Here is a 19,128-nt window from a genome sequence, read left to right on the forward strand (position 1 = left end):
AAAAACACCTCTGTGAACAGAGGTGTTTTTTTATTCTATGACAAAAGGCTGTGGCATAAAACAGATACAAAAGATAAGAATGGCAATCCAGCCCAAAACCTGTCTCTGTCTGTTCAATGGCTTAAATCCGCTGACCTCGGGATGCTCTATACCCATCAATCTACCTAACAACAGCCCAAATAAAAGCCAACCGGAATATCCCTCCACTTGAGGAAATACATTTACAGTTGCATATTGTACGGCTACTATGCATAGAATTATGGTCCATTTGGTCTGATTGGGCAAACTCACTTTTCGGTAGCACACATACAGAAACCCAATATACAGTGGTATTCTGATTAAAAGCTCATTGACGGATTGAAAGGGATTGATCAACCCAAGGCCTGCATAAAACATGAAAGCCGTGTAAGCTATCAGAGAGATCATTTTATGATTTTTGGGAAAAAGTCCGAATATGATATGTCCCCCGTCCAATTGTCCAATGGGAAGTAAATTGAGCGCTGTAAAGAACAAGGCCAGGTATCCGGCAAAAAGGTAGGGAAAATGAATTATTTCTGACATCACAGGCATTTTATCCGGATCTGCCAGCATTTTTTCCATTCCCCAAAACAGAATGTTGTAACCTATTTCCAGATTGATATAACCTTCCTCAGCAGAATGTCCCTCAAAATCAGGGTCCAGGTATTCCGGATGGATCTGATAAATATAGTCCGCATCCGGCAAGTGAGTAAACCCATACCACAATACGCCCACTGCAAGTACAAAACCTGCCAGCGGCCCTGCAATGCCAATATCAAAGTATTTTCTACGGCTATTGATAAAGCTTTTGACCTGAATGACAGCACCAAATGTTCCTATGGACGGAGCTCCCAAAAAGCCTAACCAACCTGGAATAAAATAAGGTAGTGATGACCGTACTTTGTGGTAAATTGAAGTAAAGAGATGACCAAGTTCATGTATTAGCAAGATCCCTATAAAAGGAACTGAAAAATGAAGGGATTTGATAAAGTACTCCCAATTAAGAAAATGCTCCTCCTTGCCCAAAATAGATCTTCCGAACAGCCACTCTCCTCCTGCCAAGGTAGCCGTGAACAGGGTCAGAATAAACAGAAGTAAGTGCTTGAGGTACTCTTTTTTACTGTACATTATCAAAAAAATCAATCAGGGCTTTTGGATGGGTAATTTGAACAGCATTAATACCAACTTCCTCTGCGCCTTTGACATTTGCCAGAAGGTCATCAAAGAAAATCGTTTTTTTGCCATGTACATTCAATTGCTCCAAAACCTCCTGATAAATGGCTTTATCCGGTTTAGCCAGGCCCATTTCATGGCTCAGGAAAACCACATCGCATAAATCGTGGATATTGGAAAAATCAGAAACCCCTTCGAGCATCTGATTGAATTTCTGGATATGTATGTCGTTGGTATTACTGAGGATGGCTGTACGAAAAGATTTTCTGAGATTTTTCAGCAGTGCCAACCTTTCCACAGGAATATGGACCAAAAGACTGTTCCAAACATGGTCTATTTGCTCATCGGTCCAGTTTTCACCAAATAGATTCCTTACCTCATCTCTAAAATCCGAATTGCTTATCCTCCCCTTTTCGTACTCTTTATGAAAGGTGGATACAAAGAAATTTTCAGTGAGTGAATGTTTTTCTGCTGGAAGTATTTTTTTCAACTCATTGATACTTAAATCATAATCAATATCTATGATCACGTTTCCAAGATCGAAGATCAAAAAATCAATATTATCTAGTGTTTTCATTTGAAATCAGGTTGTAAAATTAAAACCAAATATGTAACATTGCAGTCCCAAAAGCAAGGTCAAATGCTTAAAAAGACTGGCTCCCGATAGCTATCGGGACAGGAAGTCTAAAAAATCAAATATTGGGGCCTATAGCTCAGTTGGTTAGAGCTTCTGACTCATAATCAGGAGGTCCCTGGTTCGAGCCCAGGTGGGCCCACTTACGCCCTTCGTATTTTATGCGGAGGGCTTTTTTATTTTAGATTAAATGAAACTCAATTAGAGCGACTGATTGGGAATATTTGATTCAGCTTATCTGAGATAAAATATTGAGGTACTTTTGTAAGCCCCCCCTTTTTTAGGACAGCACAGCGCTAAATGTTTTGTGCTAATTTGTCAAACAACCACTCAAAAGCATCCTCCTGATCATATTTCAAATTAGGATTTAAAAGCCCTTCCATATCTCCTGAAAATTGTTTTGATCTCCTCTTTTCCTCCATATTAAGCAGGAACTCTTTTTGAGTTGGAGGCTTACCCACTGTGAACTTCATGTACTCATTGTAGCAATAGATGATTTTGTCATAATCCAATTTTGCGTGTTGACTGGCATAGTATAGATCAAACAAATCCCTGCCCTTCTTACGTTGGTAAAGTGCCTGGAGCTTGGTTCCCAGAAGTTCATCTAATTGATATGTGGTAATGTTACACCCCATTGTAAACCATTCACTTGATACAGAAAATGGAAATGAATCCCATCCAAGCAGATTGAAATGCTCCCGGCAATTGATCTCTATCTTTAGTCTCAACCGAACTTCTGGTGAATATTCAGAGTTGAAGCGATAAAGCAGCGTGTTATTGTTGGCTTTGGGTTTAACCACTCTATCTTCTTCAAAAAAGGTAATGACTTTATCTATTCTTTGTAGGATAGGCTTGATCGGACCTTCTTTGATTTGGACTAAGTCAATGTCCTCTGAATATCTTGGAGCCGGATTCAGATAGAGTTTGTGTAGTGTGGTACCCCCACGGAATGCCAGATTTTCGCTTAGGAATTCATCAGAGAAAAGTGCTACCAATGCTCTGGATATAATCAAATCTTGCTCTACCTGCTCATTGGTAGTCCAGGGAGCTTGATCCCTCCATTTTGCTATATGGGGTCTGGGAATCATAAATCACTTTCCAGTTTAATGTTCCTAACTACTTTCCACATATTATCGACTCTTCCAGGTTTTTTATCTTTATCAGGACACAGCAACACTGGGAAGTAATTTTTACCAATAAAATACTTTTCTAATGGATCCAATAGAACCCGATCAGATTGCAACTCTTGAAATAAGTACCCTAGCCGTTGAATAGAGCTGGTATGGGGATACCACTGGAGTAACTCCTGGATATCTTCTGGAGTCATGGACTCAGCTAATTCTTCTAGAATGGCCAAAATTCTGTTTAACCCTCCCATTTTAGATTGATAATGGATGAGGTCAATAGCTGTAAGTGCCGGTGAAGAAATATTAAAAATGCCTGCATCGGATTTTCTTAGTTGAATGTTTTTGTTTGGCCATTTACTTGTGGCTGAAATGCTCAGATAGATATTCCCTTTTTTAATGTCCCGAAGGTTAGGGATTTTTGTCATCAGATAGCTCTGTTGAACTTGTTGATGACTTGCGCCATGAAAAGCTGCTGCTGAAAAAAAAGCGATATAATAAGGCTTATCTAAGAATTTGAACAACTCTTCAACATAAAACTCCAATGGTAGTTTGCCGAATCCTTTGTATCGAGGAGGAAGGATCAGATAAAACCCCTGACGAAGTGCAAGAATCTCTTTCTTTTTGGAAAGACGTCCCAATTCGTGTCGTAATGCGACATCAGTTTTGGGTATTTTGACTTTTACTTCATCCCAGGAAAAAGCATATTGTTCATATGCCAAGCAATTTTCCACAAAATCAGCAACACGCATCATGCTTTAGTAAATTTATGCGAAAGATAGTAAAAAGAAGCAATACATGCATAATTATACTATGAACTTGTTGCTGCAAAACTCAATTTTAACTACCACAAATATATGAAAAAGGTAGTTAGACAAAGCTGATCTAACTGATGCAAGACATTAAATCAAAAACTGGGCAATATTGTCGACTCAAATTAGATCAAATGTTACCATTTCGTTTAGGCCATATGTCAACCCAAATGCAATCAATTGCTACTGTTTCGCTGAACATTTTTTCTTTATTTGCCGATTGACGTTTCCGGTATATTTTGATTCATCAGCATATTTTGTGTGCGTATTAACCATATGACTACCCATTATATCCAGCTTATTCTCCTTCTTAAATACTGTTTGGATATGCTCGTGGAGGGCAAATAATTTATTAAAATCTTCTGTAAAGCGGTTCGAAATTTGTACAGTTTGGCCCACAGAGGCTGGAAACAAGTTTTCCGGCCTTTTTTATGGATTAAACTTTTTACAAATGAAAGCATTTGTTTACATCCTGTTCTACGAAAAACTCAATCGCTACTACAGAGGAATTACCACCTTGGTAGTTGAAGAAAAACTAAAAAGTTGTTATTTTTACCAATTCAATGATTTAAATTTTTAAAAATCAGGACAAAATACAGTCATTTTCCGTTGACATTTTAGGTGAGAAATAATCCATCTTCCTATTTCAAACTTTCTTTAAGAACAATAACCCAAATGAAAGTTAATTTACAAACCTATTCATTAATAGTTGATTGAATCTTACAACCTAGTAGATGTTTAACACCTTATTAATCAATACTAAAGGAGTTTTATTATTCCGCATTATACTGTTCATTATTTTTTTGACTCTCTCTCCAGCTATGGTCAGAGCTCAGGTAGTGATCAATGAAATCATGTCCTCAAACAGTATGACCATTAGTGATGAAGACGGTGATTTTGAAGATTGGATAGAGCTTTATAATACAGGTGATCAAGAAGTCAATCTTTTAGGATATGGACTTTCAGACAATGAAAATAACCCGTTCAAATGGATTTTTCCCAATGTCAATATTGCAGGGAAAGGATTTTTACTGATATGGGCATCGGGAAAGGATAGGACTGATATAAACAAACCTTTGCATACAAACTATGCTATCAGTTCCGCAGGTGAAGAGATAGTCCTGACTCATCCTCAAAATTTTGTAGTTGATGAATTTCCCCCTATACCAATTCCTACAAACTATTCTTATGGCAGGCAACCTGACGGTTCCGAAAATCTGGTATTTTTTGAAAGTCCGACGCCAAACAGTTCAAATGTACATGAAGGGTTTACTGAATTCCTGAAAAAGCCGTCCATTTTATTCAAAGAAACCGATGAAAACACACTTCTTTTAGAAATTCATAATCCAAATGAAAGTGGCAAATTGCTGTACACTTTAGATGGGTCAGAACCTAGTATGGAGTCTTTGGACATCGGTAGGACATTTAAGGTTGATTACTATTTTCCGGGAGAATCTGAAACCAACATGCTGAAGGATTTCAGCCAAATCACCAAAAGCTACGTAGCTCCTTTAAACATCAACCTTTTATTGGATTCTATCGGGATTGTCAGTGATATCATTACCACCTATCATAGGGAATTTGATATGTTCTGGCAAAAGCCTAGCATCAGTTTGAAAGATGGAATTATTGTTCGTGCCAGGGTATTTTCCGAAGGAAGGTACAGTCCTACCAGTTCAAAGACATACCTTCCGGGAAAAGTTCTTAACAATCATCACTTGCCAGTTCTATCGTTAATTGCTGACAATGAAGACTTATTTGGCTATGATGAAGGACTGTATGTTCCAGGAAGGATGTTTTTTGAAAATGGCGGAACTCCTGATCATTTTGTAATTCAGGCAAACTATCAGCAACGTGGAAGAATTTCTGAAAAAGCTGTTAACCTGGAGCTTTTTAAAGACAAAAACCTGGTCTTTTCGCAGGGACTTGGCATGAGAATCCACGGTAGCGGTTCCAGAAACAGGCCGATTAAAGGCTTCAGGCTCTATGCAAGAAATGAATATGATGAAAAAGATATTATTGATTATCCTTTTATACCCGATGCAAGGGATGCTAATGGCCAGGAATTAAACACTTTTAAGCGATTGCTTTTCCGTCAAGGAGGAGACAGACTGGATTATCTGACTGATGCAGTTATTCATCAGATTTTGGCACCATTACAGCTAGGATTGCAGAGGTCTGAGCCTATGGTCCACTACATCAATGGAGAATATTGGGGTTTGATCAATGTCAGGGACAGGATAGATAGGTATTATGTTGCGGATAATTACCAAATAGATCCTGATGATGTGGTATTGATAGATTCACCATGGGGTGAAGGTTCACCGGCAATGGTAGATGAAGGAGCTCCAGAATCAATCGGCTATTACAGGGAAATGAGAGATCTTATCCTGAATACCGACATGACCGAACCTGAGGCTTTGGAATTAATAGAAGGAAAGCTGGACATTATTAGCTATATCGATCATGTTGTTGCCTTTGTATATTGGAATAATGTAGACTGGTATGGTGACAAGCATTTCAGGATATGGAAAAGTACACAAGAAGGAAACGGTTTCAACGACGGAAAATTCAGATACATTGTATGGGACTTCGACGCAGCTTTGACCAATGGTGCCGGCTTCAATACCTTGATCAATTGGATAGACCCTTATGGTGGTAATGAATATGGTACCAATGATCCGGAGAAGACACGGATCTTTAGGAAGCTTCTGGAGAATGATTCTTTTAAAACACTTTTTTTGAACAGATTCAATGATCATATAAATACCGCATTCAATAAGGATAGAGTGGCTGACTTGGCTGAAAAACATTATAACAAAATAGAACCTGAATTCGACCGGCATTTTGAAAGATGGAATTTTTACCCCAGCAGTATTACAAGCCTATACCATTACAAAAACCATTTAACGAGATTTCGAGAATATGCTGAAGACAGACCGGCTATTCAGCGGGAACATCTTAGAGAGGCTTTTGGCCTTGATAAGAATCTAACTATAAAAATAAATGTAAGAGAGCGTGGAAGCGGCACAGTTTTCCTTAATACCATTCACTTAGATTCGGATTTGCCAGGATCAAAAGACCATGTATACCCTTGGGAAGGCACTTATTTCAAACACATTCCTGTCACTTTGAAAGCAATCCCATCTGAAGGCTATGCCTTTGATTACTGGATCATAAATGGTCAACAATACAGAGAGGAGAACTTGATCATCGACCCTACAGCAGATCTTGAAATTTTAGTCAATTTCAGTAAAGACAACCGTCCTGAACCTGAATTGATTTACTATTGGTTTTTTGATGACAATATCCCGAACAATATCCCCCTTAAGAATTTAGCCCCTGTCTTCAATACGACCGAAAATCAGATTGCTAACATAAAATTCCAGCCAGCCATTGATCCATATCCACTAAATGAAGGAAACACTGTGGGAATTATGGACAGGGTTAATGACCCTACGACGATCAATTTTATTGAATATCCTAAGGAAGATATCTCATTTGACCTTGAAAACATGAGGGGAATTAGAACAAGAAATCCTCTATCTCTTCAAGATGGTGGGACAGAAAAAAAAGGACACCTGATTTTCAGCCTTCCTACAACAAATTTTAAAGATTTAGTGTTCCGAGCAGCTGTTTCCAGAACCAATAATGGCCCTAATCAGCTCAAGTTTGAATACAGTACTGCTGAAGAACTAGAATGGAGAAAACTTCCGGAAGGCTATCAGTATTTTGACTTGAATACGAGTTTTCAACTTCTAGAATTGGATCTGACCGAACTGGATGAAATTAATGGTAAAGAAAATTTTAAACTAAGGATTGGTTTTGAGGGGAATACAACCAATACTAGCGGAAATGTAAGATTCAACAACGTGTCATTTTTAGGAGTTAGATCAGATCCTGAAAGAGTCCGTGAAAATTTGCCCGAAGGAGAAAAAATTATCCTCTTGACTTTTCCCAATCCCGCAAAAAACGAACTAAAGATCTTGTTGAATTCAAACAGAATTGGTGACTTGGTTGGACTCCAGGTCGTCAGCTTACAAGGAAGTACCCTGCTCAATCACTCTGCTGGTTTTGAAGATTACTTAAGGATAGATACCAGTACTTGGCCTCCCGGAACTTACATTCTCAGAGCTATTTCAACAAAAAATACCGAAGTCCACCGAATCATCAAAAATTAGGTTTCTTAAGAAAGTTTCAGCTAAAAAAACGATCAATATTTTTTACTTCTATTTCGCTTTTTTACAATTTTATTATTTAATAACACACTATTTTACATTGTTTTTATCATGTTCCTTTTTTGAAATACAAATTATTTTGAAATGAACGGTTTCATTCTCTTGGCTGATGACTTTAGAATTTTTGCTGTGGAAATCATAAGATAGTGTTGGGTGACTTTGAAACTGGGGAATACAAAAAGCACTGAAAATACAGCATGGGAGCTGAAGGCAGGCCCAGGAATTTCTTGGATGGGTTTTGATACCAGCCTATTGGAGACATTTTGGAGAAAACCATTTGGTATTGACAATACTGCGTCATCTTTTATTAGCAAAACCCAATTTAAGCAACTTGATCCTAAAGAGGAAAGGGAGAATCAACTTTTCAATTATTCAAATAATATCCATTCAAAACAATTCAATTATGAAAACTAAAATCATTTCTTTGGCTATGCTATTGTTAATTTTTACGGTAGCCATTACTGGTTGTTCAAAAGATGACCTGGATCCTATTATCGATGTGGTAGATGATCCAGAGCCTACTGATGATCCAAATGTTGATCCAGACCCAACAGATGATCCAGACGAGGATCCGGATCCTATTAACAGCCCTTGGCTAAACCCTAACTTAAACTATGGCACCTTAGTCGACCAAGAAGGAAATACCTACGCAACCATTGTCATTGGAAATCAAGAATGGATGGCTGAAAACCTCAGAACGATTATCTACGCCAATGGTGACACTCTACTAAATGAACAATTGGACATTAACTGGAATACTGTAGCTTCAGGTGCTTGGGTACATTACGAAAACGACAGCACATATGACATCCCTTTTGGGAAGCTGTACAATTGGTACGCCGTAAACGACAATCGTAATCTTTGCCCCTCAGGATGGCATGTGCCTTCAGCAGAGGAATGGGGAATTTTAATTAACTTTTTGGATCCAAATGCAAATGGAGGCAATACCGTCCCCAATACAGCTGGAGGCAAAATGAAAACCACAGGTACACAATTTTGGCTGGAACCCAATGGTGGTGCCACTAATGAAAGTGGTTTCTCGGCGCTTCCGGGCGGTGGTCGTGCTCTTTTTGGTTTTTTCGCTGGTTCTGGAAGCGATGGACAATGGTGGAGTAGTTCTCTGGGCGAACTTGCAGGAGATGCACAGTACACCTCTGTAGGTTCCTTCGAAGGTTCTATTGGTATTGCATCAATTTTACATGGAACAGGTTTATGTGTCCGTTGTTTAAAAGACTAGCTTATAGGACTCCTTGGCCATTTGATATTTGGGAACTGGATATAAACCAGATTTAGGAGTAGTTTGCAACTACTCCTCCCTTTCAAATGCTTCCCCAGAAATTCGGTATTTACCACTGATTTGTATTTAAAACTACACTCTTAACTGATTTGGCTATTTCAATGTCCTTCGCTACCTGATCTCTGATAAGGGCCCAATGAAAAAGGTTATCATCATTTCTATCATGGCTGCTGCCATTGTAATGGGTAAGCGGCATGTCTTTGTAAATCGGCCTGGAAATGGCAATGATTTCATCCCAATAGTGAAGGGCTTTTGTAAAGGAGGCAATAGCTTCCTCTTTGTGCTTTTCTCCCAGACCTTCTCTGTAAGACTGAAGGGCAATGGAACCTCTTATTTTTTCGGCTAAATGCAGACCTAAATTGGCCCAGATTTGAATGTCCGCCACTTCATATTGCAAGGATAGGTTATTTTCAAAAGCAATCCCTCCTACCAAGTCCAAGGCCTTTTGGCAGTCCTCTTCCAATAACCCTATCAGAATTGGAGGGGTGATTTTACCCAGACCAAAACTTTCACCTGCTTTGATGCCGTCAACATAATCTTTGACTGAAACATAGTTCGGATCCAAGGTCGGCTGATTGATCAAATTATTGGCGGAAATGTACTGGGTTTCATCCCCTATCAAAGCCATTAGGCCTTCCCCATACAATGTAAAATCCCACCTGGAATCATAAAGAGAACCGATTTTCAATTGGGTGGAGGATGCCAGTGACATGGCCTCCAACAAATTCTCACCTTCAGCACCATACTTCCTTTTATAGAAGGCTTTGAAAACTTCATCTGGTGTCTCTGGGTTGTACAGCAATCTTCCCCAAAGTTTGTAAAACAGCCACTGTCTTTCGAATGCAAAATCCCAATCTACTGATCCTTCGATCGCGGTGAAATAGTCTTTGGCAGGGATATAGGTTTCAGAACCTATAAAATAACCTCCAACATAGGGCTGGCTATTTTCGGCTATATGATCTCTAATAAAATCGGGGACTCCCCACCTTAGGGCAAAGAAGTCTTCATTTCTAGCCGTATAGGTGATTTTGTACCCTTCCGGCAAGGGGTTGTAAAAAGTGTCAAACATCTCACCTCCATGTACCTTGACCAACTTTGGTGTAGAATGGGCATGCGACCAGTTGTACTTCAGGTCCGCATATATGGGACCATCTATAAAATCCATTTTTGCTTCCCTTTCTATGGCCTGTCTAGTCAGCCTCTCCAATTCCACACTGGTGGCACCAAGGGACTCGGTGGTACTGGAAAAAGGAATTCTATGTACCAGTTTGGAAGGTCTGCCAGCCAATCTCATCCCCTCAATATAAGTATCAAAGATCCAATCCTCTCTTTGTTGCGGGGTCATGCCTGCCATGCCTTCTCCAAGTGTCAACCCAAACCCTGTCAATTCCGGATATTCCTGTAGGACTTGTGTAATACTTTCTCTAGTGTACCTTTTGACTATTTCAGAGGTGTCACCTGGCACATAATAATGAGGGTAGACATTTTCCTTCGCTACCTGATGTGCATCGGCAAACTCATGACTGACAAAGATATTGAAGGGAATAAGGTAGGTGTCAATCGCCCTTTCTTTTGCCATTTTGAAAATGGATCGATGTAGCTTTTTCCATTCTTCCATTTCCTTATCATTGAAAGGACTTGCTTCCGGAAAGTTCTTGGGCTTGATCATAAAGACAAAAGGGTGCAGGTTCCAAATGGAAAGGGAATTGAACCTGTTTTCCACCATCATATCCAAAAATGCTTCCCAGTATTTAACCTCCTTCAAAGTTTCCTCATGAAGGTCAAGCGCTGAACTTGGCCGGTAGGAATACCAAGAGGTATTATGTTTAATGGCTCTCAAAGGATAATGCGGACTTTCAGTTTTGTAGGAGACATCCTCCAAAGAGACTCCATTTTTCAATGACTCCACCAAGGTCATGGCTCCATAGATAAGCCCTCTTTCGTCTCCTCCCAAAATAGAAATTTTGTTGCCCTCCTTTTGAATCATGTAGGATTCCGCTCCTACCTGCGAAGATGTTATATCCAAATTAATTTGGTATTGATAATCTTTCCCACTGGTATTCAGGGTATAACCCTTCGATATTAAAGCAGGTTTTAATTTGCCCACGGCATAATTGGTCTCTTTGGACGCTTGATCAAATAAAAGATAGACCGACTGACAATAAGTTTCTGAGACTAGAAGTATGGAAAACAGAAAGGCAATCAATGACATTCTCATAGAAATCAGGTAATAGGTTTAGGTCAATCATAATCATGAAAGAAATACAAACTAAACTATTTGCATGAAAAAGGCCAAGGTAATTTGAGGAACGGACAATATTTTGACTAGGCTTCTTTAAGAAAATTCACTGCATTGATAAAATAGGCGAATGCAGCATTCCAATTAATGGCAATTTCATTGGAGGCATAGGAACAGGCTTCGTCTACAAAAGACTCATCGGGCAGATTGCTGATATAATTACAGGCATCCTGTTGACTGGGATTAGGACCTCCTACCATAAATCCAGGAAGAGGAGCCTTTTCAGGTTCCGCTTCTGCTAACCTGTGATGAGGCCTCATGGGCGTTTGAAACCCAAAACCTGTTACGTAGCTATAACCTGTAGCATTTTTACCGAGAATGTAATTGATATTGCCAATGGCCGTTTCAAGGTATTTCTCTTCTCCGGTCAGCTTGTAAGCCTGCACCAAGGCAATTCCCTGATTGGATGCCACGGAGTTGCTTCCCCAAACATAGTCTTTTTCCGATGAGCCCATACTTGTGAGGTAGGCGTTGTTCGCTGCAAAATCCACATATTGATCAGCTTGATTGATCAAAGTTCTTTTTATGGCATCGAGCAGACTTTTTTGCAAATTTGGCAGCTCATCTTGTTTTCGGATTAGAGAATAATATCCCAGCCAGCTTACTTTACTCCAACTGGGCAATTCAAATTCTTTTGGGATTTCTATTTTCTTCAAGTAGTCAGGGTTTTGAGTACTTATGTACAATTCAGCGGCAGCCCAAATCCACTCATCCTTCAGTTGATTGTCTCCATAAGCACCTGTATTGATAGCAGGAGAAAATTGATTGTTCATTTCATTCTGTTTGTAATAGACTTCCGGATTTTCTAAGGCCCAATTCCAGGCCAGTTCCGCTGCATTCAGGTACTCCTTTTCCAGGTTTGGATAGAAATCTTTAAATACCCTTGCGGATTGGGCCATAACCGCTGCAAAATCCAGTGCAGCAGCAGTACTTTTGGCTACCACATACCTCTTATTTACCGCATATTCCGGCAAAACCATGCCTTCAAAGTCTGCAGTGGTCAGTTTATGATAGACACCTCCGTCATCTGGATCTTGCATGGCAGACATCCATTTGAGGTTCCATAAGAGCTCATCCAAAATGTCCGGAATTTCGTTACCAGACTCCGGAATTTCCAGATCCAGATTCTTAGAAAATTCGGGAAAATCCTCAAAAAGAGACAGTAATGTCCCCATAGTGATCCCGCTGTTTACAATGTATTTGTTGTAATCACCTGCATCATACCAACCAAATGGCGCACTGATTATTTCATTTTCCTGTCTTTCGCTATTGGCAGCAGAGGCATGCACAAAAATTCTATCATCCGGATGACCAGCGTTTCTGGCCCAAATACCCGCATACTGTTCAGGCAAATCTGTGGAAGCCCTTTGAAAATAGAATGCTTTTAAGCTGGCCTTTCCCAACTCTTTAATAATCCCATTGCTTATCCCGAAAGGAGGAGAACAACCCAGGCCTTTCACAAAAACACAAAATTCTCCCTCATTACGGAATGTTGAAAAATCAGCATGTCGAACCGTCTTATCAGAGAAAGTGGTCTTGATCTCCGCTGACAGTTCACCTTGAAATACCTTTTGATTACTTTTTATTTCTACAATCGAAAAATCATTTGCATCTGATAAGCCGGTGATTACCGCCTTTTTGGTTTCATCAGGAAAATACCCCAGTTGATTGACCCGAATTTCGGGAGAGACTTTTGTCTCTAAGGTACCCTGATTTTTATTACATGAATAAAAAATGGCAGATAAAAGAACTAGTTGGAAATATATTGCTTTCATAATTGTATGGACATGTGATGAAGTCTGGTTTTTTAACAAATTCAGTTGGACTAAGGTAATAAAACTTTCTCATTGTGCTGAAATACGGGCTAGATGCTTAGTGAAAGGCAAAGGGGGACCGGTCATTTCACCCATGAGACAAACCGAGGTGACGGGTCAATCTAAGAAAAATGATTGTCTGCTATGTAAGATTTCTACCTGCAAATGGCCACGCTTAGAGAGTTAGATGATTGAAGTTTGTATTTCACAAAAAAACCAGAAACTTCATTGTAAAAGTTTCTGGCTTAAATATTGATTATTAGTTTGTTACGTATTTATTTTTAGTAAACACTTTAAGTCGTTTCTATCTAATAGTTATTTCAGTTCAACATCAAGATAGACAGAATGCCTGCCATAAGTGTCATAAAACGGTTTAAATTCAACTCCATCAATTGTAAAGGTCAACTCAGCGGGATTTCCCTTAATTGATTTTCCTATATCCTTTTTGTCAAAAGAAATTTTTCTCCATTCTTTCCTTGCATCTGACTCCTGTGCTGCCAATAATATTGGCCCATAAAATAGGCTTGCGATGTTAGGTTGATCCATCACCGGATCCAAGTAAAAATCAAAGGGCATCCTTAAGTCCACTTTATCACCATCTTTCCAAAATCTACTGATAGCAATGTAACTTCCCGGCTTTACATCTAATTGAATCTCTTTGCCATTAATACTCACATGGTAACCCTTTTTGGCCCAAGAAGGGACTCTTAGGTGCAGTACAAACTCACCTTCACCCTCCACCAAAAGCTGTGTTTTATCTTCTTTGGGAAAACTCGTTGCTTGTTTGATTTTGATATTTCTCTCTTCCCAATCCAATGTTGAAGGAATAAAGAGGTTGACGTAAACAGCGTTTTCTTCAATACTTTTATAATAAATAGATTGCTGGAGTTTTGTATTGCTTTCAATTGAAGTACCATTGCAACAAGTAAACCCGGTCATTTTTGCATTACCAAAATGTTTGATGGATCCAGGTCTTAAAGGCACATGATACGTATTGGCAGGACTATCTTCAGCCACTGAAGCAAGAATATGGTTGTACAATCCCCTTTCGAAATAGTCCATTAACTCTCCCCGCTGTTCAAATAAAAACAGGTTACCTGTCAACTTCAACATATTGTAAGTAGCACAGGTCTCATTTTGTCCACCAGATGAAAAACCATTTTCATAAAGCGTAGCTGGTTCGGCAATAAAGCATTCTGCATTTGCCGGATTTCTAGCTCCGGCGACTCCTCCAATGCTATACATGTAATCATTCACTGCCTTAAACCAATAATTATCAGCTACTCTAAAGTACTCGTCCTTAGCTGAAACCCTGTACATTTCCAAACTGCCTACTACTTGAGGAATATGCTGATTGGCATGAAGGCCCCTGAATGTATCTACATTTTTGGCCAGGCCATGGGAATACTCTGCATCTCCAAAAAACATCTGAATATTGTCAAAAAGCTGTGCTCCTTTTAGAAACCGGGGATCTTGAGTAATTTCATACAAAGTAGCCATTGTTTCATTCATCCCTCCAAACTCCCCTGCTATGTAGGTATTCCACATTTTGATTAAGGTTTCTTGGGGAAGCGCATCCAACCTTGTATATACCCACTCTCCCATTCCTTTGGCGATTTCCAATGCTTTTTCATTCCCACTCACTTTATAGATATCTATCAAACCCGCCAAAATCTTATGGAGTGTGTAATAAGGGGCCCAAATTTGGTTTTTCTGTCCCCCATAAGTAGCTCCCTTTTCCAGCATTATAAACTGATCTGGAGGATAGGCACTGATATATCCTTTTCCCCAATTCCAATAATCGCTTCTAATGCCTTCATCACTTAGATCAGAGTCAAAATCTGATTTTCCCGGACCTTTTGGAACAAGTACTGGATCCTCATTACCTTTTCCATTGACTTTATTTCCAGAAAGTTTGGATAAATCATACAACACATTGACCATATAATCCATTTTATCCAAGAAATTCTGTTGGAGAGCCTCATCATAGCCAGTGCTTGCGTATGCTTGGGCAATAGCTGTAAGGTAATGACCGGTAGCATGCCCTCTGAGCTTTGTTTCCTGACTGTCCCAAACTCCTAATGGAACTGCATTTTCAGGTTGGGGTTGATCGAAAGCATGTCTAAACATGTAAAGAAAGGAGTTTGGCTCTGTCTCTGCCAGAGTCAATAAAAATTTATCCCTATTTTCTATAAATTTGGTCTTTTGGCCAGTTTGATCTTCCTCCAAATTGATTTGATGAAGTTTAAATAACTCCAACTTTTGCTTTGGTGGAGAACTATTTGTTTTTGCTTTGACAGACACTGTGGCAACCGGTTCAAAATCCGTACCCGGGACTTTTCCTTTGACCGTATAAAGACCTTCTTTCGAAACCAATTCATTGTCTTTGGGTGCTGGCCAAATCACCCTTACCAAAGGACCATTGAGGTCATCTACATAAGATCCCTTTACATGGCTTGGAAGTCTTGGCAAGCTTCCAACTTCTGTTTCAACCTTAATATCCTCTACATTTGACAAAAACACATTGTACAGCTTTGCCTCATCTTCAGGATAATCAGGTAAGTCATCCTCTACTTTTTTGCTGTGAGCAATGTTTTGATTTACATCTCTAAATGCATTAAAATAAATACTTGCTACCTGCCTATTGGCCAGTGGTACTCTATAAAATCTTACATCATGAAGGAGGGCATCCAAGCTTTCGGCTTCAGGTGTAGCAGATCCCCCTAAAGAAATGGTAGGATTTTTAAGATTTTCACTATTAAATATCCTTAGAAGTTCATTTTCGAGCTCAGGTGTTTCCTTTATTTGTTTACTGTCCACATAGGTTTTGAAGGCTTTAGATGGTATATCATAGACAAAAACCAGGTGTACCCATTTATTCAGAGGGACGCTATCTCCTGATATGGATTTGCTTTTCCCTTTATGGTCTTCAATATTTATTTTGAAATTTGAATCACCCCCAACCCCTGTAGGAAAGGCAGCAAAATAACTTTTTCCATTTGTACTAAAATCCAAAAGGTACTGACCTGATTTATCAGACCTGAGGTAAACCCAAGCTGAAATACTCAAGGATTCTACATTGCTTAAAATTTCACTTGGAAGTATAAGGTTTTCCCCTTTTTTCCTGGTCATGGAAAGTACTTTACCAAACCGTTCATCTGCTTCAAATTCCACATTTTCAGAGTAGGTAGATGCATGAAGATTATTACGTGACCAATCTTTAAGGTCACCATCAAAAACATACCTGGCTATCAGGTCCGTTTCGCCTATTCCATCCAAAATCTGATCCCCTTCCTGAGCAAAAGATGACTCATAACCTTGCAGGAAAATACAGATGACTAAAACGTATTTGGTAAATGAATTTTTCAATATCATGTTTTTACTAATTGTATCTATTACATTTTTAAGTTTGACAATACTGCTTTGAATAGGATTCAATGAAATTATCCAATTCTAATAAAGATTGCTATTTTATTCTTTTAATTCCATGCCGGTGGTTCGGAACCCAGCAAGTTTCTCACAAAAAAATCCCTTCTTTTACGTTCCCCATAACTTCCACCGGAACTATGTCCCATTCCTGGTACCATGATAAACTCAAAATCCTTCATTTCTTCTATAAGCGCATCCGCAAACTGGTACGTTGAGGCCGGGTCTACATTATCATCCAATTCCCCGACAATGAGTAGCAATTTGCCTTCAAGAAGGTCTGCATTGACTGTATTGGAACATGCTTCGTAATGCGGACCAATTTTCCCCATCCATTGTTCATTCCACCAAATTTTATCCATTCGGTTATCATGACAACCGCATGAAGCAACAGCTACTTTATAGAAATCATTGTGAAAAACCAAAGCACCGGCAGCATTTTGACCACCGGCAGAAGTTCCAAATATTCCTACCCTATCTATATCCATGTAAGGCCTGGATTTAGCAGCTTCGGTAATCCAAATTTTCCTATCTGGAAATCCTGCATCCTTTAAATCTTGGTAACAGACATCATGAAAAGCCTTGGATCGGTTGGAGGTCCCCATTCCGTCGATCTGCACCACTATGAAACCCAATTCAGCTAGTTCATTTAATCCATAATAATTGGGTCTAAAAAACTTAGGCACATGCGAACTGTGTGGACCCGCATAGATGTATTCTATAACAGGGTACTTTTTTAAAGGATCGAAATTGCTGGGCTTTATGATCAATCCCCAAATATCAGTTGAGCCATCCCTTCCCGTAGTATGGAATATTTCCGGCGCAGTCCATCCTGCCTCTTCTATGGCTGAAATATCAGCGGTTTCAACCGTATGAAGCTCATTAACTTTCTTTCCCAACGAATACACTTTTGACACAGGCGGTCTATCCTGTCTGCTATATGTTGCGATAAAATGACTGCGATCAGGGGAAAGACTAATTGAATAATTGGCATCCTCCTTTGTAAGAACTTCAAAACCTGAACCATCCAAATTAATCCTACAAAAATGGGTGTGGTATGGATCTTCTTGAGAATTCATTCCACTTGCTAAAAACAATACACTTCGGGTTTCCTCATTGACCTCCAGCACTTCCCTGACTACCCATTCACCCTTTGTGATCTGATTGATAACACGGCCTTCTTTGCCTTCATACAGATATAGATGTCTAAATCCATCTCTTTCCGAAGACCAAATGATTTCACTTCCATTATTGAGGTCCTTCCTATAATACTTTCCACTGTAATCTATAAAAGTTGGACTCTCTTCCTTTATAAGGTTTTTGATACTGCCGTCACTGTACATACTGTAAACTGCATACTCCTGATGCCCACGCTGATTGTACTCAAAGGTGATAGATTGGCTATTTTCCCTCCATTCAAGTCTGTGAACAGAATATTGATCCGGAATAAGCTCCAGAGGAAAAAAATGGACCTTATCCATTTCCAAATTGACTATAACAGGTATTTTGATCGGCAATGCATCTCCTGGCTTTCTGTAATCTCTTTCATGCAATTTTGGTTGTAATTGCTCTTTGGGTGTAGATTCCAGAAGGTAAAGCTTTCTGACTTCAGCAGGCCTTATTTTTGTGAGCGCAATCTTTTTACCATCCGGAGACCATTTGATATCAACAGCATAGTACTCTCCAGGCGATCCATCAAATGTCAATTGCTTTTCCTCTTCCCCATCCTTTAGGTATAGGTTATGGTCTTTTATATATGCTGATAAACTTTTGTCCGGGCTCAAGACCGGATCCCCATCTTTGTCATCAGTGCTCTGTCCCCAATACCTTCTTGTTGCATTATTTATTTTCTCTTTTTTCAACAGTTCACCAGTATCGGTTATAAAATCCCATTCATAACCTTCAAACCTGAATTTCACTAGATTTTCATCAATGTCATACTCAACGATTGAAATACCAAGATTATCTTCCTTTACTTCAATTCCTTCGAAGGAATTTAGAGCGGAAACAAGGACTTTATTTTCAAATAACCTGGATTTATTACCTGTATTTACTTCAAATTTCCAAAACTCATTTCCCAATGGAGTTGCTTTTGAATACCAAAAAAATCCCCCTTCTTTTGTCCAGGAAAACGAACTTGGGGAGTTATATACCTTCGAGAAGCTTTCCTTTACTTGCTCAGCTCTAAGGTAGTCTTCTTTAAGCCCTTGGGAAAAAGCATTCCAAACAAATCCTCCAACTAAGCATAAAATCATTGAGGATTTGACTAAATTTCTACAGAATAAACTCATTT

11 protein-coding genes and 1 tRNA gene are annotated in these 19,128 nt (G+C 39.2%); 4 read left to right on the forward strand and 8 right to left on the reverse strand.

What is annotated here, in order from left to right; genetic code table 11:
* Positions 1-30 precede the first annotated feature (30 nt).
* Together EGN73_RS10290 and EGN73_RS10295 are read right to left on the reverse strand one after the other, a co-directional pair.
* Positions 31-1,146, reverse strand: a complete 1,116-nt coding sequence (locus EGN73_RS10290; protein ID WP_219289121.1) for a site-2 protease family protein — start codon at positions 1,144-1,146, stop codon at positions 31-33.
* The gene (locus tag EGN73_RS10295) at positions 1,136-1,768 is read right to left on the reverse strand and encodes an HAD family hydrolase (RefSeq protein ID WP_219289125.1); all 633 of its coding nucleotides are present in this window, start codon (positions 1,766-1,768) and stop codon (positions 1,136-1,138) included. The genes EGN73_RS10290 and EGN73_RS10295 overlap by 11 nt, the downstream gene beginning before the upstream one ends.
* A 125-nt stretch (positions 1,769-1,893) precedes the next feature.
* On the opposite strand from EGN73_RS10295, the gene EGN73_RS10300 reads away from it, so the two are divergent.
* A tRNA-Ile gene (locus EGN73_RS10300) sits at positions 1,894-1,967 on the forward strand.
* A gap of 154 nt (positions 1,968-2,121) precedes the next feature.
* Here the strand turns inward: EGN73_RS10300 and EGN73_RS10305 are convergent.
* Both EGN73_RS10305 and EGN73_RS10310 read right to left on the reverse strand, forming a co-directional pair.
* On the reverse strand, positions 2,122-2,913 hold the full coding sequence (locus EGN73_RS10305) for a nucleotidyl transferase AbiEii/AbiGii toxin family protein (protein ID WP_219289128.1): 792 nt from the start codon (positions 2,911-2,913) through the stop codon (positions 2,122-2,124).
* On the reverse strand, positions 2,910-3,704 hold the full coding sequence (locus EGN73_RS10310) for a type IV toxin-antitoxin system AbiEi family antitoxin domain-containing protein (protein WP_219289131.1): 795 nt from the start codon (positions 3,702-3,704) through the stop codon (positions 2,910-2,912). Before EGN73_RS10310 ends, EGN73_RS10305 begins: the two co-directional genes overlap by 4 nt.
* Before the next feature lie 508 nt (positions 3,705-4,212).
* On the opposite strand from EGN73_RS10310, the gene EGN73_RS22670 reads away from it, so the two are divergent.
* From EGN73_RS22670 to EGN73_RS10320, 3 genes are all read left to right on the forward strand, one after another.
* Positions 4,213-4,341: a hypothetical protein gene (locus EGN73_RS22670; protein ID WP_281422257.1), complete on the forward strand. Its 129-nt coding sequence runs from the start codon at positions 4,213-4,215 to the stop codon at positions 4,339-4,341.
* A gap of 241 nt (positions 4,342-4,582) precedes the next feature.
* Positions 4,583-7,942, forward strand: coding sequence for a CotH kinase family protein (locus EGN73_RS10315; RefSeq protein ID WP_219289134.1), 3,360 nt, complete (start codon positions 4,583-4,585; stop codon positions 7,940-7,942).
* Between the two features lie 460 nt (positions 7,943-8,402).
* A complete protein-coding gene (locus tag EGN73_RS10320) occupies positions 8,403-9,236 on the forward strand; it encodes a fibrobacter succinogenes major paralogous domain-containing protein (RefSeq protein WP_219289136.1) in 834 nt (277 codons plus the stop codon).
* A 109-nt stretch (positions 9,237-9,345) separates the two neighbouring features.
* Here the strand turns inward: EGN73_RS10320 and EGN73_RS10325 are convergent, their stop codons facing one another.
* The 4 genes from EGN73_RS10325 to EGN73_RS10340 all read right to left on the reverse strand — a co-directional run bounded on the left by EGN73_RS10325 (position 9,346) and on the right by EGN73_RS10340 (position 19,090).
* On the reverse strand, positions 9,346-11,508 hold the full coding sequence (locus tag EGN73_RS10325) for a glycoside hydrolase family 20 zincin-like fold domain-containing protein (protein ID WP_246611538.1): 2,163 nt from the start codon (positions 11,506-11,508) through the stop codon (positions 9,346-9,348).
* 113 nt (positions 11,509-11,621) lie between these two features.
* Positions 11,622-13,370 (reverse strand): glycoside hydrolase family 9 protein, encoded by a 1,749-nt coding sequence (locus EGN73_RS10330; RefSeq protein ID WP_219289143.1) that lies wholly within the window; start codon positions 13,368-13,370, stop codon positions 11,622-11,624.
* Between the two features lie 354 nt (positions 13,371-13,724).
* On the reverse strand, positions 13,725-16,784 hold the full coding sequence (locus tag EGN73_RS10335; RefSeq protein WP_219289146.1) for a beta-L-arabinofuranosidase domain-containing protein: 3,060 nt from the start codon (positions 16,782-16,784) through the stop codon (positions 13,725-13,727).
* A 104-nt stretch (positions 16,785-16,888) separates the two neighbouring features.
* Complete coding sequence (locus EGN73_RS10340) at positions 16,889-19,090, reverse strand: S9 family peptidase (protein ID WP_246611539.1); 2,202 nt, start codon at positions 19,088-19,090, stop codon at positions 16,889-16,891.
* Positions 19,091-19,128: the final 38 nt, after the last annotated feature.

Source organism: Arthrospiribacter ruber (assembly GCF_019343195.1).
GTDB lineage: Bacteria > Bacteroidota > Bacteroidia > Cytophagales > Cyclobacteriaceae > Arthrospiribacter > Arthrospiribacter ruber.

Excerpts from the sequence above, each read along its gene's own strand:
- EGN73_RS22670 (WP_281422257.1), top strand. The coding sequence starts at position 4,213 with ATGAAAGCATTTGTTTACATCCTGTTCTACGAAAAACTCAATCGCTAC.
- EGN73_RS10315 (WP_219289134.1), top strand. The coding sequence starts at position 4,583 with ATGGTCAGAGCTCAGGTAGTGATCAATGAAATCATGTCCTCAAACAGT.
- EGN73_RS10290 (WP_219289121.1), bottom strand. The coding sequence starts at position 1,146 with ATGTACAGTAAAAAAGAGTACCTCAAGCACTTACTTCTGTTTATTCTG.
- EGN73_RS10325 (WP_246611538.1), bottom strand. The coding sequence starts at position 11,508 with ATGTCATTGATTGCCTTTCTGTTTTCCATACTTCTAGTCTCAGAAACT.
- EGN73_RS10340 (WP_246611539.1), bottom strand. The coding sequence starts at position 19,090 with ATGATTTTATGCTTAGTTGGAGGATTTGTTTGGAATGCTTTTTCCCAA.
- EGN73_RS10310 (WP_219289131.1), bottom strand. The coding sequence starts at position 3,704 with ATGATGCGTGTTGCTGATTTTGTGGAAAATTGCTTGGCATATGAACAA.
- EGN73_RS10320 (WP_219289136.1), top strand. The coding sequence starts at position 8,403 with ATGAAAACTAAAATCATTTCTTTGGCTATGCTATTGTTAATTTTTACG.
- EGN73_RS10330 (WP_219289143.1), bottom strand. The coding sequence starts at position 13,370 with ATGAAAGCAATATATTTCCAACTAGTTCTTTTATCTGCCATTTTTTAT.
- EGN73_RS10335 (WP_219289146.1), bottom strand. The coding sequence starts at position 16,784 with ATGATATTGAAAAATTCATTTACCAAATACGTTTTAGTCATCTGTATT.
- EGN73_RS10295 (WP_219289125.1), bottom strand. The coding sequence starts at position 1,768 with ATGAAAACACTAGATAATATTGATTTTTTGATCTTCGATCTTGGAAAC.
- EGN73_RS10305 (WP_219289128.1), bottom strand. The coding sequence starts at position 2,913 with ATGATTCCCAGACCCCATATAGCAAAATGGAGGGATCAAGCTCCCTGG.